General features: G+C 31.3%; 23 protein-coding genes, 2 tRNA genes and 2 riboswitches. Of the genes, 17 read left to right on the top strand and 8 right to left on the bottom strand.

Annotation, left to right across the window (positions count from 1 at the left end; genetic code table 11):
- Positions 1 to 18: 18 nt before the first annotated feature.
- The 4 genes from porZ (at position 19) to QHG34_RS14260 (ending at position 4766) form a co-directional block, all read left to right on the top strand.
- Positions 19 to 2229, top strand: coding sequence for a type IX secretion system anionic LPS delivery protein PorZ (gene porZ / locus QHG34_RS14275; RefSeq protein WP_282630904.1), 2211 nt, complete (start codon positions 19 to 21; stop codon positions 2227 to 2229).
- Complete coding sequence (gene recO / locus QHG34_RS14270; RefSeq protein WP_282630903.1) at positions 2229 to 2948, top strand: DNA repair protein RecO; 720 nt, start codon at positions 2229 to 2231, stop codon at positions 2946 to 2948. Before porZ ends, recO begins: the two co-directional genes overlap by 1 nt.
- On the top strand, positions 2948 to 3544 hold the full coding sequence (locus QHG34_RS14265; protein ID WP_282630902.1) for a hypothetical protein: 597 nt from the start codon (positions 2948 to 2950) through the stop codon (positions 3542 to 3544). The genes recO and QHG34_RS14265 overlap by 1 nt, the downstream gene beginning before the upstream one ends.
- 70 nt (positions 3545 to 3614) lie before the next feature.
- Positions 3615 to 4766 (top strand): cystathionine gamma-synthase, encoded by a 1152-nt coding sequence (locus QHG34_RS14260; protein ID WP_282630901.1) that lies wholly within the window; start codon positions 3615 to 3617, stop codon positions 4764 to 4766.
- 51 nt (positions 4767 to 4817) lie between these two features.
- On the opposite strand, the gene QHG34_RS14255 is transcribed toward QHG34_RS14260, so the two are convergent.
- Positions 4818 to 5876, bottom strand: a complete 1059-nt coding sequence (locus QHG34_RS14255) for a hypothetical protein (RefSeq protein ID WP_282630900.1) — start codon at positions 5874 to 5876, stop codon at positions 4818 to 4820.
- Positions 5877 to 6000: 124 nt separating this feature from the next.
- Between QHG34_RS14255 and QHG34_RS14250 the strand changes: the two genes are divergently transcribed.
- Positions 6001 to 6606, top strand: a complete 606-nt coding sequence (locus QHG34_RS14250) for a hypothetical protein (protein ID WP_282630899.1) — start codon at positions 6001 to 6003, stop codon at positions 6604 to 6606.
- A 7-nt stretch (positions 6607 to 6613) separates the two neighbouring features.
- Positions 6614 to 7219: a hypothetical protein gene (locus QHG34_RS14245; protein WP_282630898.1), complete on the top strand. Its 606-nt coding sequence runs from the start codon at positions 6614 to 6616 to the stop codon at positions 7217 to 7219.
- 4 nt (positions 7220 to 7223) lie between these two features.
- Here QHG34_RS14245 and QHG34_RS14240 read toward each other — a convergent pair whose 3' ends face one another.
- Complete coding sequence (locus tag QHG34_RS14240; RefSeq protein WP_282630897.1) at positions 7224 to 7808, bottom strand: hypothetical protein; 585 nt, start codon at positions 7806 to 7808, stop codon at positions 7224 to 7226.
- A gap of 27 nt (positions 7809 to 7835) precedes the next feature.
- Positions 7836 to 8297 carry a hypothetical protein gene (locus QHG34_RS14235; protein WP_282630896.1) on the bottom strand — a complete coding sequence of 154 codons (462 nt, stop codon included), beginning with the start codon at positions 8295 to 8297 and terminating at the stop codon, positions 7836 to 7838.
- 47 nt (positions 8298 to 8344) lie between these two features.
- Here QHG34_RS14235 and QHG34_RS14230 point away from each other — a divergent pair, with 47 nt between their 5' ends.
- A complete protein-coding gene (locus QHG34_RS14230) occupies positions 8345 to 9091 on the top strand; it encodes an alpha/beta fold hydrolase (RefSeq protein ID WP_282630895.1) in 747 nt (248 codons plus the stop codon).
- Here the strand turns inward: QHG34_RS14230 and QHG34_RS14225 are convergent.
- Positions 9088 to 9528 (bottom strand): nucleoside deaminase, encoded by a 441-nt coding sequence (locus QHG34_RS14225; protein ID WP_282630894.1) that lies wholly within the window; start codon positions 9526 to 9528, stop codon positions 9088 to 9090. The genes QHG34_RS14230 and QHG34_RS14225 overlap by 4 nt on opposite strands.
- Before the next feature lie 78 nt (positions 9529 to 9606).
- On the opposite strand from QHG34_RS14225, the gene QHG34_RS14220 reads away from it, so the two are divergent.
- Positions 9607 to 10512: an EamA family transporter gene (locus QHG34_RS14220; protein ID WP_282630893.1), complete on the top strand. Its 906-nt coding sequence runs from the start codon at positions 9607 to 9609 to the stop codon at positions 10510 to 10512.
- A 36-nt stretch (positions 10513 to 10548) separates the two neighbouring features.
- Here QHG34_RS14220 and QHG34_RS14215 read toward each other — a convergent pair whose 3' ends face one another.
- Together QHG34_RS14215 and QHG34_RS14210 are read right to left on the bottom strand one after the other, a co-directional pair.
- The gene (locus QHG34_RS14215) at positions 10549 to 11625 is read right to left on the bottom strand and encodes a DUF5074 domain-containing protein (protein WP_282630892.1); all 1077 of its coding nucleotides are present in this window, start codon (positions 11623 to 11625) and stop codon (positions 10549 to 10551) included.
- A gap of 4 nt (positions 11626 to 11629) precedes the next feature.
- Positions 11630 to 13438, bottom strand: coding sequence for a TonB-dependent receptor plug domain-containing protein (locus QHG34_RS14210; protein WP_282630891.1), 1809 nt, complete (start codon positions 13436 to 13438; stop codon positions 11630 to 11632).
- 34 nt (positions 13439 to 13472) lie between these two features.
- Positions 13473 to 13615: riboswitch (cobalamin riboswitch) on the bottom strand.
- 175 nt (positions 13616 to 13790) lie between these two features.
- Here QHG34_RS14210 and QHG34_RS14205 point away from each other — a divergent pair.
- From QHG34_RS14205 to QHG34_RS14185, 5 genes are all read left to right on the top strand, one after another.
- Positions 13791 to 14042: a TM2 domain-containing protein gene (locus QHG34_RS14205; RefSeq protein ID WP_125349960.1), complete on the top strand. Its 252-nt coding sequence runs from the start codon at positions 13791 to 13793 to the stop codon at positions 14040 to 14042.
- A 153-nt stretch (positions 14043 to 14195) separates the two neighbouring features.
- Positions 14196 to 15173, top strand: coding sequence for a pyruvate dehydrogenase complex E1 component subunit beta (locus QHG34_RS14200; RefSeq protein ID WP_282630890.1), 978 nt, complete (start codon positions 14196 to 14198; stop codon positions 15171 to 15173).
- A 76-nt stretch (positions 15174 to 15249) separates the two neighbouring features.
- The gene (locus QHG34_RS14195; protein WP_282630889.1) at positions 15250 to 17784 is read left to right on the top strand and encodes a DUF5686 family protein; all 2535 of its coding nucleotides are present in this window, start codon (positions 15250 to 15252) and stop codon (positions 17782 to 17784) included.
- Positions 17785 to 17814: 30 nt separating this feature from the next.
- Positions 17815 to 18297, top strand: coding sequence for an inorganic diphosphatase (locus QHG34_RS14190; RefSeq protein WP_038336778.1), 483 nt, complete (start codon positions 17815 to 17817; stop codon positions 18295 to 18297).
- A gap of 125 nt (positions 18298 to 18422) precedes the next feature.
- Positions 18423 to 19856 carry a M28 family peptidase gene (locus QHG34_RS14185; RefSeq protein ID WP_282630888.1) on the top strand — a complete coding sequence of 478 codons (1434 nt, stop codon included), beginning with the start codon at positions 18423 to 18425 and terminating at the stop codon, positions 19854 to 19856.
- A 40-nt stretch (positions 19857 to 19896) separates the two neighbouring features.
- On the opposite strand, the gene QHG34_RS14180 is transcribed toward QHG34_RS14185, so the two are convergent.
- On the bottom strand, positions 19897 to 21273 hold the full coding sequence (locus tag QHG34_RS14180; RefSeq protein WP_282630887.1) for a tryptophanase: 1377 nt from the start codon (positions 21271 to 21273) through the stop codon (positions 19897 to 19899).
- 121 nt (positions 21274 to 21394) lie between these two features.
- Positions 21395 to 21808: an acyl-CoA thioesterase gene (locus QHG34_RS14175; protein WP_282630886.1), complete on the bottom strand. Its 414-nt coding sequence runs from the start codon at positions 21806 to 21808 to the stop codon at positions 21395 to 21397.
- Positions 21809 to 21934: 126 nt separating this feature from the next.
- Positions 21935 to 22025: riboswitch (adenosylcobalamin-variant (AdoCbl-variant) riboswitch) on the bottom strand.
- A gap of 120 nt (positions 22026 to 22145) precedes the next feature.
- Between QHG34_RS14175 and QHG34_RS14170 the strand changes: the two genes are divergently transcribed.
- From QHG34_RS14170 to QHG34_RS14155, 4 genes are all read left to right on the top strand, one after another.
- Positions 22146 to 23297, top strand: coding sequence for an LOG family protein (locus QHG34_RS14170; protein WP_282630885.1), 1152 nt, complete (start codon positions 22146 to 22148; stop codon positions 23295 to 23297).
- 159 nt (positions 23298 to 23456) lie between these two features.
- Positions 23457 to 23529: transfer RNA gene (locus QHG34_RS14165), tRNA-Met, on the top strand.
- Positions 23530 to 23535: 6 nt separating this feature from the next.
- Positions 23536 to 23608, top strand: a tRNA-Met gene (locus QHG34_RS14160).
- Between the two features lie 254 nt (positions 23609 to 23862).
- The gene (locus tag QHG34_RS14155) at positions 23863 to 25077 is read left to right on the top strand and encodes a site-specific integrase (protein WP_282630884.1); all 1215 of its coding nucleotides are present in this window, start codon (positions 23863 to 23865) and stop codon (positions 25075 to 25077) included.
- Positions 25078 to 25393: the final 316 nt, after the last annotated feature.

The raw sequence follows: 25393 nt of genomic DNA, 5'->3' as shown, positions 1-25393 counted from the left end.
ACAGTACTTTTGTGACTTATGAAGACAAAATTGTTTTTGATCATAGCAATGATTTTCACCAGCTTGAATGCGCAAAATAATAAAGCGCGTTGGAAAGATTTATTTTCTTACAATAATGCAAAGTTGTTAGAAGAAGTAAAAGGTGTGATTTATTGTGGAACCGAAAATGGATTATTTCTATTTAATCCGAAATCACCAACTTCTGACTGGATAAAACTGAATAAAACTAACTATTTAAACAACGTTGGAGTTTCTGCGATGGCTTATGATCCGGTTTCTGATGCTCTTTTGGTAGGTTATGAAAATGGAGGTTTAGATTTATTGCATTCAGGTGAATCTACGATGGTGTTGGATATAAATTGGTATGGTTTTGCAGGAAATAAAAAGATTAATCATATTTTGATAAATGATGGAATTGCTTTTATTTCGGGTGCTTTCGGAATTGTTTCGTATCATATAAAAGATCAAGAGTTTAAAGAAACTACACGCACAAATGGAACAATTGTAAAGGATGCGGCCGTTTTAGGAAATCAACTCTATATAGGTACGGATAAAGGAATATATTCGAGCGAATTATCTTCAAAAAAATTAAATAACAATAATTTTAATAGTTGGACAACTGTTACAACTGGAGATATTTCGAACATAGAGTTGTTTAAGAATGAAGTATATTATTCAATTGGAAATGAATTGAAAAGTTTAACTTCAACTTCAAGAAGTTTTACAACTGAAATTAAGAATCTGAAAGCTTCTAATGATCAGTTAATCATTACTCAAAATAATAGTATTTCAAACTTATCAGGAAATATTGCAGAAGATAATTTTGTAGGATTTAATGAAGGGATTTTTGTGGATGGAGAATATTATGGAGGAACAACGACAAAAGGAATTATTCGTATAAAAGAGAATAAAGCATTTTTTCCTGACGGACCATATAACAACAAATCGTGGTCAGTTACTTCAAAAAATGGTAAAGTTTGGATTGCTCCAGGCGGTACAGAAGCTTATGCAAATGTGTTAGAGAATAATGATGGGTTTTATTATTATGATGCTAAAAAGTGGAATAACTTTAGTTCTCAAGATATTTTTTATGTTCGCGATATTTTAAAAATTGTTGCCCATCCAGATAAAGACAATAATACATTTATTGTTTCATCTTTCAATAAATATGCACGAGATACAAATGGGCGTACAGATTTGTTAGAATTTGGAAATGATTTAGTTCCTAAAAAAATAATTTCAAATCAATTTCCAAGCTCAAGAATTTCTGGATTAGCCTACGATAAATTAGGCAACTTACATATTGGTGCTTCTTACCCAGATGGACAAAGTCCAGATTTTGAGTACACTTACTATGTAGAGAGAAATGCAAATGGAACGTGGAAACAACTAGGAATAGATCGTAATTCGCCTGTTGTTACCTTATCACCTTCTATTTCTGATGAATATATTTATTATCCTAATGGTAGAGAAGGTGGAGGAGTAATGGTTTTGAATAAAAACTATCAACTAGCCAGTGATATTACAACGGCGAATCAATTACCTGTCAATAATGTTTTGACAGTTGCAAATGATCGATATAATAATTTATGGATTGGAACAGAACAAGGTTTAGTTGTTTTATATGGTGCTGATACTGCAGTAAAATCAAACAATGTAAAGGTAGAACCAATTGTAATTATGCAAGATGGCATACCTGAAGCTTTGTTAACAGATGTGGGCATTTATTCGATAAAAGTAGATAATGCAAACCGAAAATGGATTGCAACAAATGGAGCAGGCGTTTATTATATTTCGGATAATGGAGAACAAACAAAATTACATTTTACAACTAAAAATTCACCTTTACCATCGGATGTTGTGTACGATGTTTCTGTAGACGAAACAACGGGTACAGTTTATTTTGCAACAGAAAAAGGTGTGGTGGCTTATAATGGTGATGTTTCTTCTGAGGCTTCAGATTTTAGTCAAGCGATTGCATATCCAAATCCTTATAGACCAGAATATAAAGGAAATGTCACGATAAAGAATCTTCCTAATCGAGCAATTGTTAAGATAACAGATGTTGTAGGAAATTTGGTTTTTGAGTCAAAAGCAGATGGAGGAATAGTAGAATGGAGCACAAATAATGCAAAAGGAAAGCCAGTAGCTTCAGGAATTTATTTAGTTTTGATGACAAATGCAGATGGTACAGAAACCAAAACATTGAAAATTGCAGTTGTCCGTTAATGAAAATTTTAGAAACTAAAGCTATTGTCCTTTCTTCTTTAAAATATGGTGACACGAGTTTAATTATTCGTTGTTATACCCAAAGTTTTGGCTTAAAATCATTTATCGCAAAAGGAGTTTTCTCCAAAAAAAAGCGAAATACTTCGTTGTATTTTCCGCTAGCAGAAATCGATTTGAGCTTTCAACCGAAATCTAATGAACAACAATTGGTTTTCTTAAAATCAGCGCAGACTTCGCATTATTACGAATCCTTGCATTTTCATCCTATCAAATCAGCGATTGTTTTTTTCTTAGCTGAGATTCTGAATTTAGTGTTAAAAGAAGAATCAGATAATCCAGAATTATATTTTTACATCGAACATTCGCTAAAAGAATTTGATCAAAAGAAAGACGATTTTGCAGATTTTCATTTGATATTCTTACTTCAATTATCACATTTTCTTGGGTTTTATCCAAATTTAGAAATTGACGGAAATCTATTCGATTTAGAAAATGGATTTTTTACCAATTCAAATTCATCCATCAATATGTTGAAAGCAGATGAGACCGTTTTGTTCAAAAAATTATTAGAATTACACTTTTCCGAAGATTCCAAAAATACATTCAATCAATCACAACGTTCTCTCTTACTCGAAATTTTAGTGAAGTATTATCAAATTCACACTAATAATTTCAAAAAGCCTAAATCATTACAAGTTTTACACGAATTGTTTAGTTAATGGGAAGAAAGAATAAAAAATCAAAAAATCAAGATATAGCAATAAATACTTCAAAAAAAGAGTTTATTTCTACTAAAAGTTCTAAAATAATTTCAATTGTATTATTGACCATTGCTTTGATTTTGTATAAGAAAGATGAAGTAATATTATTTAATGTAGGATGGTGGTGTTATCTTATCTTATTTACATTTTCGCTGATCTTAATTTTTGTAATATTAAATATACCAATACTTAAACGTAAATTAGTAGAAACGGGATATTGGAAAGATATTGTTTTAATTTCCATTTATTATTCGATTTTTCTCTCAATATCATTTTATTATGGATTGAAATATATTGTGAATGATTTAGTAAAAGAACCAATAATTATAGAAAATTGCGAGATATTAAAATTGAAGGAATCTCGTTATTCATATGATATTAATATCAATTTCAAAGGATACGAAGAGTCTATAAATTTAGATAAAGATGCATTTCAAAAATTAGAAAATGCTGATTTATATAAAAATCATGCAATTGTAAAAGCTAAACCATCTATTTTTAATATTTATGTAGTGGAGAATGTTCTAATTGAATCCAAAAATCTCCCGAAATAAATTCTAACAAATCTTTAAAACAAAGAATAAATAAAACTCCATATATTTGCTATAGTTAAAAGCATTCACAATGAAATTCAATACAAAAGCGATACACGGAGGTCAACAACATGACCCTTCTACAGGAGCTGTAATGACTCCAATCTACCAAACATCAACATTCGCGCAAAGATCACCAGGAGATTATAAAGGATACGAATATTCTCGTGGCGCAAACCCAACAAGAACAGCTTTAGAAAATGCATTAGCATCTATCGAAGGAGGAGTTGCAGGTTTTGCATTTGGTTCTGGTTTAGCAGCAATCGATGGTGTATTAAAATTGTTCAAACCAGGTGATGAAATCATCGCGATGGATGATTTATACGGAGGTTCTTATCGTTTGTTTACACGTGTTTACGAAAAATTCGGATTGAAATTCCATTTCGTAGATATGACAAATGTTGAGGCTGTTGTTGCTTTAATCAATGATAATACAAAAATGGTTTGGGTTGAAACGCCTACAAATCCATTGATGAAAGTGGTTGATATCAAAGCTGTAAATGATGCTTCAAAAGCAAAAAAAGCTGATATTTTAGTAGCGGTTGATAATACATTTGCTTCACCGTATTTACAACGTCCAATCGAGTTGGGAGCAGATATCGTGATGCATTCGGCTACGAAATATTTAGGAGGTCACTCAGATTTAGTTGCTGGAGCAATTGTGGTAAACTCGGAACAATTGGCGACAGATGTTCACTTCAATTTATTTGCAACAGGAGGAATTTTAGGACCACAAGATTCTTACTTAGTTTTACGTGGAATCAAAACATTGGCTGTTCGTATGGATCGTCACTGTTCAAACGGAATGAAAATCGCACAATTTTTAGAAGCTCATCCAAAAGTAGCGCATACTTATTATCCTGGTTTAGAAAATCATCCACAACACGAAATTGCGAAAAAGCAAATGAAAGATTTCGGAGGAATGGTAACGTTTACGTTGACTTCTGGGAAAAAAGAAGATGCGTTCAAAATTTTAGAAAACTTAAAAGTATTCACTTTGGCTGAATCATTAGGAGGAGTTGAATCGTTAGCAAATCATCCAGCTACGATGACACACGCATCTATTCCTGCAGAAAAACGTGCTGAAATTGGTATTACAGATGATTTAATTCGTTTGTCTGTTGGTATCGAAGATATAGATGATTTATTAGAAGATTTAGAACAAGTTTTAAACTTGATTTAATCGATAAAAGGAAAATAAAAAAACGGAATCTTATAGATTCCGTTTTTTTATTTATTGAATTGGAGTTAATGCTTCAGAATTACGAAGAATTGCAACGTATTGAAAATAATCAGTTGTTTTTAAATTTTCTTTTGGCGTAAAGTTTTCTCCAAATAATCTTGATTTTATTTGAATTAAATTTTGAGAAGATTTATATGGTGAATTTTTCACATTAAGATTAAAAATTGAGATGGAATTAGGTTCTGCAAGTTCTTTAAAATCAAGAATACCTTTTATTAACATCATTGGTCCATCAGCATTTACCCAGTTTATTTTTTGATTTTCTGGAGTAGGAAATTGGTCATTTTTAGGTAAATACATTTCACTATCCAATGTATAACTTACGATGCTTGTTACTTTATATTTATTCTCTAAAAGTCTTTCTGCAAAAGGCTTTTCTTTATCATTCATACTTTTTTGAAGAGTATGAAAAAGACCAAATAATCCATAGAATTTTTCATTTTGTAGATGATTCTTTGAAATGATATGATTAAAATTCTCAATCATTGCAGAATCTCTTGAAATTTTGCCATTAGAATCATCAAAGTTTGTATCAATACCCAAAACGACAATTTTAGAAGAATCATTTAATGTTTTATTGTAATCATACAAGTTATTCCATTTTTTTAGTAACTCCTGACTTGATTGTTGAGGAATTCTTTTCTTAATAGCTAAAACAACTTCTTTTAATAATTTTTCATTTTTAATATCAGAGCTTAGAAATGTGTTTAATTTTTTAGAATTTAAACTGTCCATTTCGGCAATGTAATACTTGAAACCAAGATTTTTATTCAAATATTTAAACATAAATTCATCTAGTTTTTGATTGTCAGCAAAACCATGAATTTCGCCTAATAGAATAACATTTGAAGTGTTGACATTATTATCAAAAATCTGAGTATTAAAGTTATTGCCAATTGTTGTTTGGTTATTTTTTAGATAGTCAATATTTGTTTGATTTTTTGATGCTAAGAAAATTTTATTGCTAATAAATAAATACAAGAAAGTAAGTGTAATTATTGAAATAAGAGCAATAATGAAGATTTTTAGAATTTTGATAAGTGTTTTCATGTTGTTAATTTTTATCAAAACTATCGTTAGTAAAAGACTTGTATAAATATATGTTTACGAATTGTTGATTTTTTATGATGAATCGTGAAAATTGTTTACTGAAAACTTTTTCTATTTTTACAATATGAAGTTTTTAATTCTCTTTTTACTTTCTGTGATGAGTTTTGCTCAAAAGTTGGATACCATTAATCTCAATCAAGTTGAGGTAATGAATTATTCTAAGTACAAACAATTTCGACCAAAATATAAGAAAGTTGTTCAGTTGACTGATCACACAAGTTCTGGACTAAAAATATTTTCGAATTTATTACTTCCAAATGAAAAAGAAATCGAAATTGTTGCGATTGAAATTTTGTTCGAATCTAAAGTGAAGAAGAAAAATTATTGCAACGAATATTATTATTTCAAACCAATTATTACAAAATCAGTAGATAATAAGACAAGTTTAATTGACGAAAAATGGTTTTCGGTCGATAAAGATTATCAAGGCAAATATATTTTTCCGATTCATTTAAAACTAAAACTTTCCGAAGCTAAAAACTATATTATTGGCTTAGAAACGTTTTATGAAAATTCTTTTTGTCCAGAAGAAAATGGTTATTTTGATTTGATTGAAACGAAGAAAAAATCAGATGTTTTTGTTCATTTTAAAGATCAACCAAACTCAGGTTTTCGTAAACAAGAATTATTTGGTAATTATGCTTTAAATTACGTTATTTATTATAAATAAGTGATTTATGAAATTATTTTCTCTACTTTTCTTTATTTCAATTTTTAGTTTTGCCCAGGGAATTGATACAATTAACCTAAAAGAAGTCGCTTTAGTAGACTATTCTAAGTATAAACAATTTCGACCGAAGTATAAACAAGTTATACCGCACTTCATGAGTTCTAAAAATGAAATGATGTTGCTTTCTAATTTTCAATTACCAAAACAAGATGTAGTTGAAATAGTAGCAATTGAATTTTTATTTGAGTCTAAAAGAGGTAAAAGAAATGTTTGTAGTGAAGTTTATTATTTTTCTCCTAAAATAGTAAAAGAGGTAAATCCAAATGAAAATTTGATTGAAGAGAAAATATTTAGTGTTAAAAAAGATTATAAAGGAAAATTCATTTTTCCAGTTAATATTAAAATTAAGACATCAGAAATTAACAGTTTTTTATTGGGAATTCAAACCAGTAGTGATGATAATTCTTGTAAAGAAAAATATTCCTATTTTGATTCATTAAGCGTGAAAGAAGCTTCCAATATATATATTTTTGTGTCATATGAAAATTCAAAATTGATGAAAACTAATACGTTCAACAATCATTCTCTCAACTACAAAATCTATTACAAATAGAAATTTATTTCCACAATAATTTCAGTTCCACTTTATATTTCCCAGCGTATGGTTTTGGGTTTGTAGGTTTCTCCGAAATCGAGAATTGATACACACCGCGTGCAGGTAATTCGAAAATAGTTTCTTTACCAAAAGGTCCACCTTTTATAGAATCCATAGGTCCTTTGATATGATTAATTCTGATATTTGCTGTAGAATCTTGCGCCGAAATTTTGATCCAAACTTTCTTAGCAGAATCTGCATTAAATGTAAATGTATTTGTTTGTCCTGCTATTTTAGTTGGTTCCGCTTTTGCTTTTGCATAACTAACTTCCAAATTTTCGGTTGTGTTATTAGCACTTAATGGAATAATTTTATCTGTATTAGAAACAATTTTTGGTTGAGGTTTTATAGCAACTTTTTTCTGAGGAGAAGTTGTTTTCACTACTTCCTCTTTCATCACATCTTCTGTTGTTGGTTTATCTTTTTTGATCAAATCTTTGTACGCAGAATCTACTCCAACTTTGCTTGGATAGATGGTTGGCGTAGATTTGTCTTCACAACCAATAAGTGTAATTAATGTAACAAAAGCGATAAAAGTCCATTTCATAACAGAAAAATTCTGTTGTAAAAGTAACTATTTTAACTGCAATTTCAAGGTATATTTTCCTTCAAATGGTTCGCCTTGCATCAAACTTTCTCCAATTTTGATTTGATATAATCCTTTTCCTCTCAAATCGTACAATAATTTTCGTCCAAAAGGCCCATCACTTTCACCGTTTGGTAAAATAATTTGATTGATTCTTAAGTTAGCTGAATCATTTTCTGGAATAATTTCTATTTCAATTTGTTTAGCCGAGTTGTTTCTGAAACTAAATGTTTGCTCCTCTTTTGCTTTTTTTATTGTTGTATATTCTCCTTTTCCGTTAATAAAATTCAATACACTATTATTTTCAATTTGAATAGGGAACTCAACAGGAACTTTATTTGTTATTTCCTCATCAATAGGTAAATTAATTGCATTACTATTTTTAAGACAATAACTCAAAATTGCGATTATTGCAATAATTAGTATAAGTAGCGGAATATATTTTTTCATTGTTGTAATTTTGTAGAGTACGCTTAGCAAATTTTAATCCAAAATGTATGTTGTATTTTGAAGTAGAAGGAAAAGGAAAGTCATTTGTGTTTTTACATGGTTTTTTAGAGAGTCATTTAATTTGGAATAATTTAAGAAAAAATCTTGAGAATGATGCACAAATTGTAACAATTGATTTACCAGGTCATGGAAATTCGCCTGTAGCTGATGAAACAACTACAATGGAAACGATGGCTGAGGCTGTGATCGAAGTATTAGATGAGTTAAAAATTGAACAAGCAACTTTTATCGGTCATTCCATGGGTGGTTATGTTGCGTGTGCTTTGGCAGATCTTTTTCCAGAATGTGTAGAAAATATTGTTTTGGTCAATTCTTCGACTTTGCCAGATGATGAAGCGAAGAAGAAACAACGTTTACGTGCTTGTGAAACGGCAAAGAAAAATTTCAATGCTTTGGTGAATTTTAGTATGCCAGCTTTATTTGCAACACATCATCGCGATAATTTTACAGAGGATCTACAATTTATTAAAGAAATTGCTTTAAAAACACCAATTGAAGGCGTTTGTGCAGCTTTGAAAGGGATGCGAGAGCGTCCAGATCGTTCGTCAATTTTGTATGATTTCAAAGGTGGAATCTATATTATTGTTGGAATGAATGATGAAACAGTTAATCCAGAATTATTTTTAACTCTAATTCCAGATTTGCCTAACATTCATTTGTACAAATTTGATGGCGGACACATGGCTTTTATAGAAAATTACGGCGAAGTTTTATCAATTTTAAAATCAATTTAACGCTTGCGTAGAAAAAATTCTTTCATCAATTGACCACATTCGTCTTCCATAATTCCCGAAACAATTTCAGTTTTTGGATGTAATTCGCCAATTTTTGCTTTAAAACCACGTTTTTCATCCGAAGCACCATAAACCACTTTCGAGATTTGGCTCCAATACAATGCGCCACCACACATCACGCAAGGTTCTAAAGTCACGTATAATGTGCAATCTTGCAAATATTTTCCTCCCAAATAATTTGCTGCAGACGTAATCGCTTGCATTTCTGCATGTGCTGTAACATCCGTCAAGGTTTCAGTTAAATTATGTGCTTTCGCAATAATTTTGTTGTTGCAAACAATAACTGCTCCAACCGGAATTTCGTCGCGCTCGAAAGCTGTAATTGCTTCGTTAAAAGCAATTCGCATAAAATATTCGTCTGTAAAAAGATTTTCCATTTCCATAAAATTTAAGGCAAAAATAATCATTTCCAACTTGGATATTCGATACATTTGCACAAATTGACGCCACTTTTTATGAATCAATCAAAATATATCATCGCAGCCATCATCACCTATTTTATGTGGGGATTTTTTAGTTTCGGATTGAAACCAATCGCAGGATATCCACCTTTGGATATTTTATTTTTTAGATTGTATGTTTCCGTGTTCTTTTTGGTTGTGATTAACGTTGGTTTTCGTCGCAATAAAATGAAAGCTGATTATGATTTGTTTAATTCATTTGATAAAAAGAAACAAAAAAAATTAGGAAGTTTAATTGTTGGTGGATCGTTGATTTTGATGACAAATTGGTTGATGTTTATTATCGTGATGAATCATATTAGCGTGCAAGCTGCATCACTTTCGTACTTGGTTTGTCCGATTATAACGACCGTTTTGGCTTTCTTTATTCTGAAAGAACATTTGACCAAAATAAAATGGATTGCAGTTGGTATTAGCCTTTTAGCATGTTTAGTTCTTTCTATAGGTCATTTGATTGACTTGGTTTATAGTTTGATTGTTGCGTGTACATTTGCACTGTATATCATCATTCAGAGAAGTTTAAATGTTTTTGATAGTTTTAATTTGTTGATGACGCAATTATTAATCGTAGCCATTCTGATGTTACCATTGGTTTTCATCTTTTCAGGACCAATTCCGACTGAAACAATTTTCTACCAATGTATTATGATGATTGTAGTTTTGTTTACGATTATTCCAATGTTTTTGAACAATTTTGCTTTAAAAGGAATTGATTCTTCAACGGTTGGGATTTTAATTTATCTGAATCCAATTATGAATTTCGTTTTGGCAATTTTCTATTACAAAGAAGCTGTTTCGTCAATGCAAATGATTGGTTACAGTTTGATTTTGCTCGCAATTGTCGTGTTCAATTCACAAACGATTTTCAAATTAAAAAACATAAAAAAATCTGAAGTGTAAACTTCAGATTTTTTTTATAAAAATTTTCAAGAAATATTATTTGATGTAAACTGAGTTTGGAAATAAACCAGTAACGATTGTTTGATATTTAAGACCTCCTTGTGCATTCTGAATAAATAAACGCCCACTAGATTTGTTGTCTTTAGAATCTAAAACGTAAAACGTGTCACCTTTTACATTAAATCCATATACATTTTCTGCTCCAGTTATATAATCTGCTTTTGTAGGTAATGCTGTTGCATTTGTAGCCATAGAGTAAACAGAATTATTAAGAATGTAGTATAATTTACTATTTTCCGCAACTAAGAAATTAGGATATTGTCCAGCAGCAAAATTCATTTCTAATTTATCTTCTGAAGTTAAATTATAACGAACTAATTTTCCTTTTGAACTAGTTTCCCAAGAAACACCTTGCGAAAGCACAAATAAATTTCCGTTCTGAATTGTTAAATCCGTAGGAACATCACCTACATTTATACTCTTCTTGTCTTTTGTTTTAAGATCGATGATTGATACAGTTTTACCAATTCCCCAACCACCTTTTTGTGCAACATAAAGTTTGTTGTTTTCAAGAACCATTTTTTCAGGACCTTCATCAACACTATATTTTTCTACAAAAGTTAAATCGCTGATTTTGTATTTTGCAATAAAATCGTCTGTCTTAACTTCTGGATCTCCCCAGTTTGAGATATATAAAAATTGATCATCAGAAACAATATAGCGCGGATTGCTCATGTTTGCTGAAGATGGAATTGTACTAATTTTTTTGAAAGTTGTATTGTCAACAACTTCAACTTTATTAGAAACGTTAAGAACGATATATGCTTTATTTCCTTTTACAAACATACTTTGCGCTACAGAACCTAATTGTGCTCCAGAATTCGCTTTTTTGAAAATTTCTTGAATAGGATTTGTTGTACTTGCATCTTTTGTTGGATCAAAATAGGTAATCTCTGCATTTGCTGAATTGAAATCTCCTTCATTCAAAACAAAAACTCCTTTCGAGTAGTTTCCATTTTCTGGATCATTATTTGGACCATCATCATCATTTGAACAAGATTGTAAAAAAACTCCAGCCAATGCGATAAGTGCAATTGATTTAAATTTAGTCATAGTTCTAAAATTTTATTTGTATTTGTATGTTATAATTTGTGCCTGTTTGCCAACGATTTTCTTGCGTTTGATACTTTTGGTTAAACAAATTATTCACTTTCATAGAAACGCTATAAAGTGGTGAAATCGTATAATTTAAACCTAAATTCGTTAGCCAAAAACCATCAAGTGTTCTTTCTTCTTCCGAATCAGTAAAGACTTTACTTGTGTAAATGTTTTGAACAAAAGCAGATAAACGCTTGTATGTGTATTGTGCGCTCGCCGTCCATTTATGATTTGGCGAATACATCAATTCTTTATTTTTAAATTTATCTTTTGTTTTGGTGTATGCATAAGTTGTATTGAAACTAAACGCATTCCATCTATAGTTGCCAATCATTTCAAAACCATAGGTTTCTGCTTTGTTGATGTTTACAGGAACCCAATAATAACTGTTTTGCGAACTGGGAATCCATTGTATCATATCACTCAACTTATTATAAAAAATAGTTGTTTGAATGTTTAAATTTTTGCCGATAAAATCATTTCCAAGCTCAAATTGATAAGCTGATTCTGATTTCAGATTTGGATTTCCACCCGTTTTCCAAAACAAATCATTGTAGGTTGGATTTCTGAAATTTTTCGAAACATTTCCTCTTAATTGATACGAATTGATCGGACGATAATTAAAACCTAACGAATAAATAAATGGATTTTCGTACGTATCAGAAAAATCATGGCGAATACTCGCTTCATACTCCAAAACATCTGATAATTTATGCTTCGCGATTAAGGCAAAATTGATTGAATTTTGATCACTTTTGGTCAAATTATTTCCGCTTCCTTGATTATAATTAGCTTCAGATAAAAGCGAAAGCTCAAAATTATTCGTGATTTGATGATTCAGATAATATTTTAAAATATAATTATCAACCTGCAAATCGTCCGAATAAGATTTGTGAATATTATTGAAATAACTGCTTTCTTCTCTGATATAAGCTAATTTTAACTGTGATTGCCATTTTTTATTTGGATTAAAATTCCATTCTGTCATCAAACGATAATCCTGATTTTCGTAGCCAGAAGGCGTTGAACCAATGTCAACCAAAGGAAATTCGCGCTTTCCGAAATTGAACATCGAATAAAGTTTCAATTCATTTTTAGGATTGATTTTATAACCAAAATTTCCATTAATTGTATTGAAATAATATTTTCCGTTCAAATTCTTCTTCATATGATTCGGAATTTTGTAATCATTATCAGATTGATTGCGTTCGTAATCGATTGAAGAACTAAATTTTTCTGTACTATATTTTAACTGATATTTTCCCGACCATGTATCGTAACTTCCGTATCCTAAATTAATTTTCTGTTGCAGACCTTTATCATACTCAAATTTATTTAACAAATGAATTGTACCACCGATAGAACCTGTTCCGTACGCAATACTTCCACCGCTTGGTTTTACCAAAATTCCATCGAACGAATTGCTTGCAAATAAATTAAAATCAGTTTGTCCTGTTGTTTGCGAATTGACATTAATTCCGTTCCAAATTACCGCTGTATGCGAAGCTAAAGTTCCACGAAACGAAGGTGAAGAAACCATTCCTCGTCCATTTTCTTTAAAATATATTGGCGTTTGCGCTTGTAAAACTTGCGTCAATTGATTAGGATTTTGCTCTAAAATACTATCATTAAGTTTGATAATACTTTGAGATTTGTAATGATTTTTGAGAAAAGCATCATTCAAAGTCAAAGGTTTCAAGTTGATTGTATCTGTCTGCGCAAAGGCAATTCCTGCGATAAGATTAAAACAAAGAAAAAGTTTTTTCATACTAAGATCTGTTTTTCCTCCGAAAACATTTTCTATTAATTTGTTAGCAATGGCAGGTTTCCTGACTTATTCTTGTACAAAAAGTAATTTAGAATTTACAGTTGCGGGGACAGTTTTGGAATTGAACCAAATTCCCTTTTAACTCACTCGTTGAGCACCATTTTGTGCAAATGTAAAGAAAAGCACTTAAAAATATAATAAGTAGATTGTTAAATCGTTAACCTTAAATTAAGATCAGATTTATTTTATTTGTACAATATTCAAAATCATTATATCTAGTGATTTTTATAAATGTTACAGTATATAAATTTGTAATCAAGAAAAACAATTAATTATTCAAACTTTAAAGACTATGGAAAACAATCAACCATACAAATCAGAGAAAAAACTTATTGCCGGAATTTTAGCGATAGTATTAGGAACTTTAGGTGTTCACAAATTTTATTTAGGCTACACAAAAGAAGGTGTTATTCAGTTAATCATTGGTCTTGTTACGTGTGGAGCAGGGGGACTTATTGGATTAATTGAAGGAATTATGTATTTAACAAAATCTGATGAAGAATTTGATGAAACTTATGTAAAAGGACACAAAGGTTGGTTTTAAGTAGAAATTACATTCTTTTAAATATTTTTAAATCTCAAAATACATCTGTTTATTTTGAGATTTTTTTATTGAACAAATTCGGTTCAAATAATTAGCAAGTTTTTTATTACATTTGCTTTAGGAAAAATATAATAAAGAACGAAATCGCATAAAATGGCTATAAAAACATTTAGAGAAGTAATCGCAGAGGCAATGAGTGAAGAAATGCGTCGCGATGAATCTATATTTTTAATTGGAGAAGAGGTAGCAGAATACAATGGAGCTTACAAAGCTTCGAAAGGAATGTTAGACGAATTTGGACCTGAGCGTGTAATTGATGCGCCAATTGCAGAAGCTGGTTTTTCTGGTATTGCTATTGGATCTACAATGACAGGATGTCGTCCTATCGTAGAATACATGACATTCAACTTCTCATTAGTGTCTATTGACCAAATTATCAATAACGCTGCAAAAATTTATCAAATGTCGGGAGGACAATTTAACTGTCCAATCGTATTTAGAGGACCTACTGCTTCTGCGGGACAATTAGGTGCAACACACTCACAAGCTTTCGAGAATTGGTATGCAAACGTACCAGGTCTTAAAGTAATTGTTCCTTCAAATCCTTACGATGCGAAAGGTTTATTAAAATCTGCAATTCGTGATAACGATCCTGTAATTTTTATGGAGTCTGAACAGATGTATGGAGATAAAATGGAGATGCCAGATGAAGAATATACAATCGAAATTGGTAAAGCAGAAATTAAACGAGAAGGTACAGATGTAACATTAGTTTCTTTCGGGAAAATCATTAAGCAAGCTTACATTGCTGCTGATGAATTAGCAAAAGAAGGAATTTCTGTAGAAGTAATCGACTTACGTACAGTTCGTCCATTAGATTATGATACAATCTTCAAATCTGTTAAGAAAACAAATCGTTTGGTAGTTTTAGAAGAGGCTTGGCCATTCGCTTCAGTTGCTTCAGAAATTACGTATATGGTTCAACAAAAAGCATTTGATTATTTAGATGCACCAATCAAACGTATCACAACAAAAGATACATCAGCGCCTTATGCTCCAAACTTGTATGAGACTTGGATTCCTAATGCAAAAGATGTAGTTGAAGCTGTAAAAGCAGTGATGTATAAATAATTAAGATTTATAAACTATATTTGTAAAGTCTAGCACACAATTTGCTAGGCTTTATTTTTTTAACCATATCTCAACAATGAAAATTTATATAACAGCTTTATTATTAGTTGTTTGTGTGTTTATTCAAGCGCAAGTAAAAATACAAGGTAAAGTAATTGATTCTGAAACCTTGAAGCCAATTCCGTACGCGGATATTAAATTACCCGAATTAAAAGTAAGTGCAACATCAAATTCTGATGGGACATTTTACATAGAATCTCAAGGAAATTCAACAAAATTAGTTGTATCAAAATCGGGCTACGAAGTAGCGAACTTTGTGTTAGAAAACAAAGTTGACTATAATTTTGAAGCGCAATTATTTGTAGCTGAAGAAGAAACAACAGATGATAATGGTACGGTTGATTTAGAAACAGCAGTTGTTTCGGCAAAGAAAAAACGTCTTAAAAAGAAAGAAAATCCTGCTTATGCTATTTTGCGCGAAGTTTGGAAACGTAAAAAGAAAAATGGATTAAAATTAGTTCCTCACTATCAGTACGATGAATATGAAAAGTTGCAATTTGATATCAGTAATATCGATTCAACTTTTATGAAACGTAAGATCTTTAAAGGAATGGAGTTCGTTTTTGAGAAAGTAGATACTTCTTCTATTAACGGGAAAACATATTTACCCGCTTTCTTGAACGAGTCAATTTATAAAGTTGCTGGGATTAATCAGCCTTCTACTAAAGAGCGTCGCGAATTATTAGCAAATAAAACATCTGGTTTTGAGAAAAATGAAGTAGTTGCTTCTACAGTGAAAAATCTTTTCCGAGACATTGATATTTACGATAACCGTGTTAATATTTTAGACATCAAATTTGTGAGTCCAATTGCGACAGACGGTTTCGCTGTTTATGATTACGAATTGAAAGATACAGTTGATGTTGATGGAGTAGAATCTTATCGAATCAAATATTATCCTCGTCGCGAAGGAGAATTGACGTTTAAAGGAGAATTATACATTTCGAAAGATGCTTACGCGGTGAAAGAAGTTGTGATGGAAACAACGAAAGAAATCAACGTAAATTTTGTACGAAACATTTTCATGAGTTTACAATATGATATTCCAAACGATTCTATCTTCTATCCAAAGAAAGAATACGCCATGTTGGATATGTCGTTGTTGAGTAAAAAGGAAAGTGCAAAAGGAATTTTTGCCCATAAAACCGTCAATTATTACAATTACGATTTTGACTCTACTCATCCCGAAGCGTTTTATTACGAAAAATTAGATCCTGCAAAAGCTGCACTTAACGAGAAAGACAATCAGTTTTGGGCAGAAAATCGTCCCGAAGCTTTAACAAAAGATCAAGAAGGGATTTACGAAACATTAGAACAATTAAATAAAGTTCCAAAATTCAATAATATCGTCAAAGCAATTGAGATTTTTGGTTCTGGATATTACAATGTCGGAAACGCAATTGATATCGGAAATTTATATTCGTCTTTTGGATACAACCAGATTGAAGGTTTACGTTTAAGAGCTGGAGCTCGTACCTATTTTTCACAAAATGATATGTGGCGTGCGCAAGGTTTCTTGGCGTATGGTTTTGGAGACGATAAATTCAAATATGGAGCAGATTTTCGTTATATGTTCAATAAATACAATCGTTTTCAAGTCGGTATAGGAACAAAACGAGATGTTGAACAATTAGCAGCTACTTTAACAGCTTCGGACGGAATTATGACGCGTAGTTTTGCTTCGTCATCAATCATCAATCAAGGAGATAATACATTTTTGAGTAATAATAATTTGACAAATGTCTATGCGTCGATAGAACCATGGAAAAATGTAACATTTCGTGTTGATGGGAACTATCAATTGATTAAACCTGCTGATACTTCACATTTCTCAATTGGTTACGAAAAAGATGGACAAATAAAAGAAACGTTGACAAACACAAGCGTTAGTGTTTCAGTAATTGCGCGTCCAGGTGCGAAATATTCGCAATATGGGATTGATCGTTACGAAATGTCTACACTCGCACCAACGTTGATGTTACGTTATACAAAAGGGTTGAAAGGTGTAATTAATTCAGATTTTGAATATGATAAATTACAATTTTTATATACGCAACCAATTTTAATTGGATCTTTTGGTAAATCATTGGTGACAGTTGAAGCTGGAAAAACATTTCAAGGTGTTCCTTTATCATTAATGAGCGCAATTCCTGGAAATGAGAGTTACGGACAAGTTTATGGAACTTTTTCACAATTAGATTATTATGAATTTGTAACAGACGAATATGCAACTTTAAACTGGGAGCACCACTTTAATGGTTGGATTTTGAACAAAATTCCTTTAATCAAAAAATTAAAATTAAGAGAAGTAGGATTTTTGAGAGCTGCTTACGGAGATATTTCGGAGAAAAGCAAAGCAATCAATCATTCGACAATTCAATATTTTGCCCCTAATCAACAAATCTACTATGAGTACGGGTTTGGGATCGAAAACATTGGTTTTGGAAACATTAGACCAATACGAGTTGATTTTAATTGGCGCGGAAATTATAATAATTTGCCAGATGTTCGTAAATTTGGCATCACAATCGGATTAGATTGGAATTTTTAGAAAATAAATAATAAAAAAAAGAATATTACAATGACTTTTGATGCAATCATCGAAATCCCAAGAGGATCTCGCAACAAGTACGAAATGGATCACGAAACAGGAAGAATCCGTTTTGATCGTGTTTTATACTCTCCAATGTTTTACCCAGCTGATTACGGTTTCGTAGAAAATACATTAGGGTTAGACGGAGATCCAATTGACGTATTAGTTTTCTTAACAGAACCTACAGTTCCTGGATGTGTGATCGAGGTAAAAACGATCGGTGTTCTTAAAATGTCTGATGACAAAGGTCAAGATGAAAAATTAATTTGTGTACCAGTTGCTGATCCAACATGGAACCAATTAGAAAACATCACTGATATGAATCCTCATACATTGAAAGAAGTTGAGCACTTTTTCAGAGTTTATAAAGACTTAGAAAATAAAACAACAACAATAGAAGGGTACGGTGATAAAGCAGAAGCGGAACAATTATTACAAGATGCAAGAGAGCGTTTTGTACCAGCTCACTAAGAAATAATTTATCATTTCATATAAATAGTCCTCAATTTTTGAGGACTATTTTTTTTGATCAATTTTTTTAGTGTTGATGGAGAAAAATTCACAAAACATTTTTAAGTTTATAGAAATACTCACACATGAAATCGAAATTTTTATTAACACTAGGTTTATTTACAGCAAGTCTTAGCTTGTCAGCTCAAACAAATCAACAAGTTTTAGACTTGATTAACAACGAAGTACAACAAAATTCTGAAGCTTATCAACAATTAAAAAAAGCAACCGAAACAATTGGACATCGTGCTACAGGAACAGAAAATGGACGAAAAGCAGAAGAATATGCTGCTAATTTGTTGCGTTCGTATGGTTATGATGTGTCTTTTCAAGAATTTACATTTAGTGGATGGAATCGCAAAAGTTTAGATCTAAAAATCAATAATCAACTTATAAAAGCAGTTGCTTTGGCACATTCGCCAGCTAATGTTAGTCTTTCGGGAGAATTGATTGATTTAGGAAATGGACTGGAAGAAGATTACAAAAAGATTGGTGATAAAGTAAAAGGAAAGATTGTTTTTGCTGCGCTTGGTTTGTTGGAAGGAACGCCAAAAGAAATCGAGAATCTGCATCGTTCCGAAAAAACAGCTTTAGCAGAAAAGTACGGAGCGAAAGGAATTATTTTGTTTAATCGTCCTGCTGGAGGAATTCTATTGACAGGAACGGCCTCTGTGACGGGAGAAATTATTAAAATTCCTGCAATTAATATCAGTTTAGAAGATGGATTGAAAATCAAAGAAAATCTATCAAAAGGAAAAGAAATCGCTAAAATCGAAATGAAAAATGATGTTGGACAAATGAAGGGTCGCAACATTATTGCAAAAAAAATCGGTTCTAAATTTCCAAACGAGAAAATAGTTCTTGGAGGACATTTAGATAGTTGGGATTTGGCTACAGGTTCGATTGATAACGGTGTTGGTAGTTTTTCTGTGATGGATATTGCGAGAACATATAAGAAGTTAAATCTTCAAAATGATCGAACTATTGAGTTTATTTTATTTATGGGCGAAGAAGTTGGTTTGATAGGTTCTAAGTATTACGTCAATCAAGCACTGAAAGATGGTTCTATCAATCAAATCAAAGCAATGTCGAATATGGATATGACAACAAATCCAAAGTCGTATTATTCGACAATGGAAAGTAATTTGCCTATTTTAACTGATTATGCGAATGATGTACAAAAAGTGATTCCAGATTTTAAATTGAAAACATTTGCGAGTGTAGATTTACATTCAGATCATCAACCGTTTATGTTGCAAGGCGTGCCTATTATTGGGCTTTCGGATAGTCAATTTACAAAAGGAGCGTTAAATTGTTACCACGCAAATTGCGATACATTTGATTATGTAGAAGAAATTGGTTTGAAAAATAATGTGATTTTGGAAACCTATTTGTTGTATCGTTTGAGTAATTTGAAAGAAATTCCTTCAAAACGTTGGAACGAACAAGAAATTAAGGAAGCCTTAATCAAAGGAAATTTAGAAACTCCACTTCGTATTTCGGGCGATTGGAGATGGTAATATCAAAAAAATCCTTCAGAATTTCTGAAGGATTTTTTATTTATTTCTTTTTCAATTTTACAGTGAAATGTCTTAAAATTTCTGATTCCCACGAAATTTCATAACCTGAATTAATTTCATTTCGTCGATCAAAAATATTTTTCAAAGCTACTGCAATATAATCCATATGACTTTGAAAATAAGTTCTTCTTGGAATTGCCAAACGCAATAATTCTAATTTTGGATAACGATTTTCTCTCGTTTCAGGATCACGATCTGCCAAAATAGTTCCGATTTCTACACCACGAATTCCAGCTTCTTTATACAATTCGATTCCCAAAGTTTGTGCAGGAAATTCTTCACGTTTTACATTTGGTAAAAATTTTACAGCGTCTACAAAAATAGCGTGTCCACCGATTGGTTGCTGAATTGGAATTCCAAATTCAATTAATTTATTCCCTAAATATTCAATTTGTTTGATGCGCGATTGTAAATAAGAATATTCTGTCGATTCTTGTAAACCTTGTGCTAAAGCCGCTAAATCACGTCCAGCTAAACCGCCATAGCTTAAATATCCTTCGTATATAATTCCGAAATTTCCACAAATTTTATATAGCTCTTCGTTATTCAGTGCAATAAATCCACCAATATTTACCAAACCATCTTTTTTCGCAGACATTGTCATTCCATCACCGTAAGAAAACATTTCTAAAACAATTTCTTTAATCGTTTTCGTCTTGAATTCTTCTTCTCTTTCTTTGATGAAATACGCATTTTCCGCAAAACGAGCGCCATCAAAAAAAACTGGAATTCCATATTTATTAGACAATTCACGAACTTGACGAATATTTTCTATCGATACAGGTTGACCGCCAGAAGAATTGCACGTAACAGTGATCAATGTGAACGGAATTTGTTCTTTTCCGTATTCTTTGTAGACATTTTCTAACTTTTGTAAATCGATATTTCCTTTGAAAGGATGAATCAATTCGCTGTCAAAAGCCTCATCAATAGTACAATCAATTGCGTGCGCTTTTCTAAATTCGATATGACCTTTTGTGGTATCAAAATGCGAATTTCCAGGAACAACGTGACCTTCTTTTACAAGAGCTGAAAATAATACATTTTCCGCTGCACGACCTTGATGCGTAGGTAAAAGAAACTCAAATCCAGTAATGGTATTAATGGTTTCTTTCAGTTTTAAGAAAGATTGAGAACCAGCATAGCTTTCGTCTCCAGTCATCATTGCAGACCACTGTTTGTCGGACATTGCTCCAGTTCCCGAATCAGTTAATAAATCAATAAATACTTTGTGGCTTTCTAGGTTAAATAGGTTGTAATCTTTTTCTTCGATCCACTTTTCGCGTTCCTCACGAGTAGATTGATAAATTTCTTCGACCATTTTTATGCGAAATGGTTCGGCAAAAGGTAATTCCATTTTTTTGTGTTTAGTGTAAAACTAAGAAAACCTTTAGAATATTATCAACTATTAATTGAAATTCATAAAAAAATCCTCTATCAAAAAGATAAAGGATTATAAAAATTTCTATAGTCCGCTATTAATCAATAACAGGAACAGGTCTTTTATTTTCGTTGATTGCAACTAACGTAAAAGTTCCAGAGATTGCTTTATCGCGACCATCACGGTACATACTTTCGATATAAACATCAATTTGCACGTCCAAACTTGTGCGTCCTACACGAACAACTTTTCCTACAAATTCAACAATTGTTCCTGCGGGAATAGAATGCTTAAAATCAATTTTGTCACTACTTACTGTAACAATAGGTTTACGACAAAAACGAGTTGCTGTCATAAAAGCAATTTCGTCCATCAAATACATTACCGATCCTCCAAACATGGTGTTGTGGTGGTTTGTATCTCCAGGAAAAACAGCTTTAAAAATGCGAGTTTCAGAATTGATGATACGTTGTTCGATCAACTCTTCTCTTGGTGTTTTTTCCACTTCCATTATCATATATTTACACGTTACTTTTCTTAATTATTCTTTGTTTTGATAATGTTTTTTGTGGTGGTTTGATGATTTCATAGAACATAATTTTAACTTTTTCCGCGAAAGTGATTTTTCTTAATTACTCAATCTAATGGCATTCTGGCTTATCAAAAAATGATTTACAGTTGCGCGACAGCTCATGATTTGCACACGATTCCCCAATAATTTGAGTTCTAATATTCTGCAAATATAAATGAGAAAAGTGAAATTTTAAGATTTATTGTCGCGAATTCGTCCAATTGGAATAATTCGTGTAAATTCAATTTCAGAATTTTTAATGAAGTAAGAAATAAGGATGAAAATAAAACCAATCAAAGATCTAGTTCATAATCTATCAGAATGGAATGAATTGGTCTGTCAAACCAAAGATTTAACCAATAAAGTTGTTCAAGATATTAATTTTTTACGTCAAGAAATTAATTGGGAAGAATACAATTTGTGCAATACATCTTTTTTGGGATGTAAGTTTAAACAACATGAAGCGATATATTTAATCGAAAAAGGGGCATTTGTTTATCCAAAATTCGAAGCTGTTCCTTATAATCCTTATCGAGGAAAATTGTACACTTGGCAAGAGTTGATGCAAGGTTATGATCCCATTGATGATCAAAGTATTGATCTTAAGATTTATAAACATTTTAAAAAACATAAATATAATCCATCAGTTTCAGAAGCTTTGGCGCAACGTTTACATGATTTGTCTATTGATGATGGTTTGCGTCGAATTTTGGAGTACGATGATAATGGAATGACGAAGAAAAAAGTAGTTGGCTTTATGGGAGGTCATTCTACTGCGCGCAATTCCGAGTTTTATAACGAAACGGCGAAAGCGGCGAAATTAGCAACTGCGAAAGGTTATTTTGTTGTTTCTGGTGGAGGTCCTGGAATTATGGAAGCTGCTAATTTAGGAGCTTATATGGCAAATTATTCGGAAGAAGATTTGATGAATGCGATTAATATTTTGGCTGATTTAGATTTTATAGATGAAAATAAAACCGAATATTTAGCAACGAATTATATGACGAATGCCAAAAAAGTTTTGGAGCTTTATCCGAATGGAGCAGAGAGCTTGGCTATACCGACATGGTTTTATGGTCACGAACCGAGTAATTTATTTGCGACGAATATTGCGAAATATTTTTCGAACAGTATCAGAGAAGATATGTTGCTAACAATTAGTCTTTTTGGTTTGGTTTATGCGCCTGGAAGTGCAGGAACAACTCAAGAAATTTTTCAGGAAGCAGCGCAAAACCATTATGGTACTTCGGGGTATTATAGTCCAATGATATTTTTGAGTAAGAAGCGATATGTAGAAGATACAGCGATTTACTCTGTCTTGCATCAATTAGCAACAGGAAGACCATATAAAGAGTTATTATTTTTAACGGATAGTGCAGATTTGGCAATCGATTTTATTGAAAGTCATCCTCCAATAAAAGCTAATTAAAGTAGCTTCTGAATTATTTTTAAAATAATTAAACACGTATAAAAGGCTTTGATACAGTTTTTTATATGTGTTTTGTTTATTTTATATCTGGTTGATATAAAATAAAATTGTAAAAAGTTTGGTATTTTAAATAATGAACGTATATTTGCAGTCCAATAACGCGAGATGGAGCAGTAGGTAGCTCGTCGGGCTCATAACCCGAAGGTCACAGGTTCGAGTCCTGTTCTCGCTACTAAATCGCGAGGTGGAGCAGTAGGTAGCTCGTCGGGCTCATAACCCGAAGGTCATCGGTTCGAGTCCGGTCCTCGCTACTACAAAGAGAGTTTCTAACAAGAAGCTCTCTTTTTTTATGTCTTTAACTGAGAATTAAGATTGGATAAACTATTGATAAAATACTATCCTTTCTTCATTATGATAGTAAAATATAGATTATTCTATTCAACTTCAATAAATTAATCATCTCCACTTCTGAGGCATACTTTAAGGCATATACACTAAATGTGAAAGGCATACAAAAAGGCATACTATTCAAATTAAAAGTACCCCAAAAATTAAGTTTAAAATAATGAATAACAGTAAATTATATATATTATTTGTTTTGGATATACTTAAAACAAATAAGAAAGGTTTGTCTCCTATTAGATGTAGGTTGACTTACCAACAAAAAAGAAAAGTTTTTTCTATTAGCTTGAATGTAAACCCTAAAAAATGGAACTCTAAGCTTCAAAAAATGAAATCCACAGATAAAGATTGTAATTATGTAAACAATCAACTCAGCCTGATTAAATCTAAAATTAATCAGGCTTTTTTGTACCTGCAAATGAATGAGAAGCAATTTGATGTAGAAGATATATACATTCAGTACTCAGGTGACCATACCAGGAAAATAAAATATTTATTAGAAGTGTTTGATATTCACAATCAGAGATTTCTCAAATTGGTAGGCAAAGAATATTCAATGTCCACATACATCAAGTTAAAAGAAGCAAGGAAACATACTTATGAATTTATCAAGTTTAAGTTCAATAAGAATGATATTTTACTTGAATCTATAAAGCTCAATTTTATTGATGATTTTGATTTCTATCTAAAAACAGAAAAGAATCACAAACAAATTACAATCAATAAAACTATTCAGAGATTAAAGAAAATCATCAAACTTGCTCTTGGTGAAGGTTACTTGTCAAGAGATCCTTTTATACTTTATCATCCAAAAAGAGTTGAAAAGAAGATTGTTTATTTAACAAAGGAAGAATTGACAGAATTAGAAAATCATAAGTTTATCCAAAAAAGAATACAACAAGTAGCTGATATGTTCATCTTCTGCTGTTATACAGGTTTAGGATATAATGAAATGGCAAGTCTTGAGAGTTCTCATATACACAAAGGTTTTGATGGTAATGATTGGATTAAGATGACAAGAAAGAAAACAAAAAGAGAAATATCAATTCCACTATTAGCTAAGTCAAAAGAAATTTTAGCGAAATACCAGGAAAGTGAAAATCTCAAGCTTTTGCCTATTATCAGTAATCAAAAGTTTAATTCTTATCTAAAAGAAATCTCTGATGTAGTAGGATTTGAAAAGAATCTTACTCATCATGTAGCAAGGAAAACTTTTGCAACTACAATACTATTATACAATGACATACCTATGGAAATAGTGTCTGAATTATTGGGTCATAGTAAAATTAGTACTACACAAGAAAGTTATGCTAAAGTAGTTCAATCAAAAGTAAGTGAACATATTAATACATTAGAAATAAAACTGAATGAAAAATGAGTAGTATATACTACTCATTTTTGTTATTTAAACCCAAGATTCAAATTTTATAGTAGGCTCAATACCAATATTTTCTGTTAGAACTTTATGAAGTACACTATAAACATACTCTTTGTTTGGTTCTGTAGTGATAATAGCATCATGTAAAGTGAAAATAGGAATATCAGGTCTATTTTTAGCAATTATTTTACATGTTTTATATAAAACTAACTCAGCTTCTAAGTTTTGTAGTAAGCAAGTGTAATCTTCCCTAAAAACCGGACCGTTTAAAAATATAGTTTATTAACTTAGGGATAATTATGAAACAGAGCAATTT

It is taken from the genome of Empedobacter sedimenti (assembly GCF_030005555.1).
GTDB lineage: Bacteria > Bacteroidota > Bacteroidia > Flavobacteriales > Weeksellaceae > Empedobacter > Empedobacter sedimenti.
The sequence above is the reverse complement of the archived record's forward strand: the minus strand, read 5'-3'. Positions and strand labels throughout refer to the sequence as shown.

Coding starts and splice junctions, on each gene's coding strand:
- porZ (WP_282630904.1), top strand. CDS start 19: ATGAAGACAAAATTGTTTTTGATCATAGCAATGATTTTCACCAGCTTG.
- recO (WP_282630903.1), top strand. CDS start 2,229: ATGAAAATTTTAGAAACTAAAGCTATTGTCCTTTCTTCTTTAAAATAT.
- QHG34_RS14265 (WP_282630902.1), top strand. CDS start 2,948: ATGGGAAGAAAGAATAAAAAATCAAAAAATCAAGATATAGCAATAAAT.
- QHG34_RS14260 (WP_282630901.1), top strand. CDS start 3,615: ATGAAATTCAATACAAAAGCGATACACGGAGGTCAACAACATGACCCT.
- QHG34_RS14255 (WP_282630900.1), bottom strand. CDS start 5,876: ATGAAAACACTTATCAAAATTCTAAAAATCTTCATTATTGCTCTTATT.
- QHG34_RS14250 (WP_282630899.1), top strand. CDS start 6,001: ATGAAGTTTTTAATTCTCTTTTTACTTTCTGTGATGAGTTTTGCTCAA.
- QHG34_RS14245 (WP_282630898.1), top strand. CDS start 6,614: ATGAAATTATTTTCTCTACTTTTCTTTATTTCAATTTTTAGTTTTGCC.
- QHG34_RS14240 (WP_282630897.1), bottom strand. CDS start 7,808: ATGAAATGGACTTTTATCGCTTTTGTTACATTAATTACACTTATTGGT.
- QHG34_RS14235 (WP_282630896.1), bottom strand. CDS start 8,297: ATGAAAAAATATATTCCGCTACTTATACTAATTATTGCAATAATCGCA.
- QHG34_RS14230 (WP_282630895.1), top strand. CDS start 8,345: ATGTTGTATTTTGAAGTAGAAGGAAAAGGAAAGTCATTTGTGTTTTTA.
- QHG34_RS14225 (WP_282630894.1), bottom strand. CDS start 9,528: ATGGAAAATCTTTTTACAGACGAATATTTTATGCGAATTGCTTTTAAC.
- QHG34_RS14220 (WP_282630893.1), top strand. CDS start 9,607: ATGAATCAATCAAAATATATCATCGCAGCCATCATCACCTATTTTATG.
- QHG34_RS14215 (WP_282630892.1), bottom strand. CDS start 11,625: ATGACTAAATTTAAATCAATTGCACTTATCGCATTGGCTGGAGTTTTT.
- QHG34_RS14210 (WP_282630891.1), bottom strand. CDS start 13,438: ATGAAAAAACTTTTTCTTTGTTTTAATCTTATCGCAGGAATTGCCTTT.
- QHG34_RS14205 (WP_125349960.1), top strand. CDS start 13,791: ATGGAAAACAATCAACCATACAAATCAGAGAAAAAACTTATTGCCGGA.
- QHG34_RS14200 (WP_282630890.1), top strand. CDS start 14,196: ATGGCTATAAAAACATTTAGAGAAGTAATCGCAGAGGCAATGAGTGAA.
- QHG34_RS14195 (WP_282630889.1), top strand. CDS start 15,250: ATGAAAATTTATATAACAGCTTTATTATTAGTTGTTTGTGTGTTTATT.
- QHG34_RS14190 (WP_038336778.1), top strand. CDS start 17,815: ATGACTTTTGATGCAATCATCGAAATCCCAAGAGGATCTCGCAACAAG.
- QHG34_RS14185 (WP_282630888.1), top strand. CDS start 18,423: ATGAAATCGAAATTTTTATTAACACTAGGTTTATTTACAGCAAGTCTT.
- QHG34_RS14180 (WP_282630887.1), bottom strand. CDS start 21,273: ATGGAATTACCTTTTGCCGAACCATTTCGCATAAAAATGGTCGAAGAA.
- QHG34_RS14175 (WP_282630886.1), bottom strand. CDS start 21,808: ATGGAAGTGGAAAAAACACCAAGAGAAGAGTTGATCGAACAACGTATC.
- QHG34_RS14170 (WP_282630885.1), top strand. CDS start 22,146: ATGAAAATAAAACCAATCAAAGATCTAGTTCATAATCTATCAGAATGG.
- QHG34_RS14155 (WP_282630884.1), top strand. CDS start 23,863: ATGAATAACAGTAAATTATATATATTATTTGTTTTGGATATACTTAAA.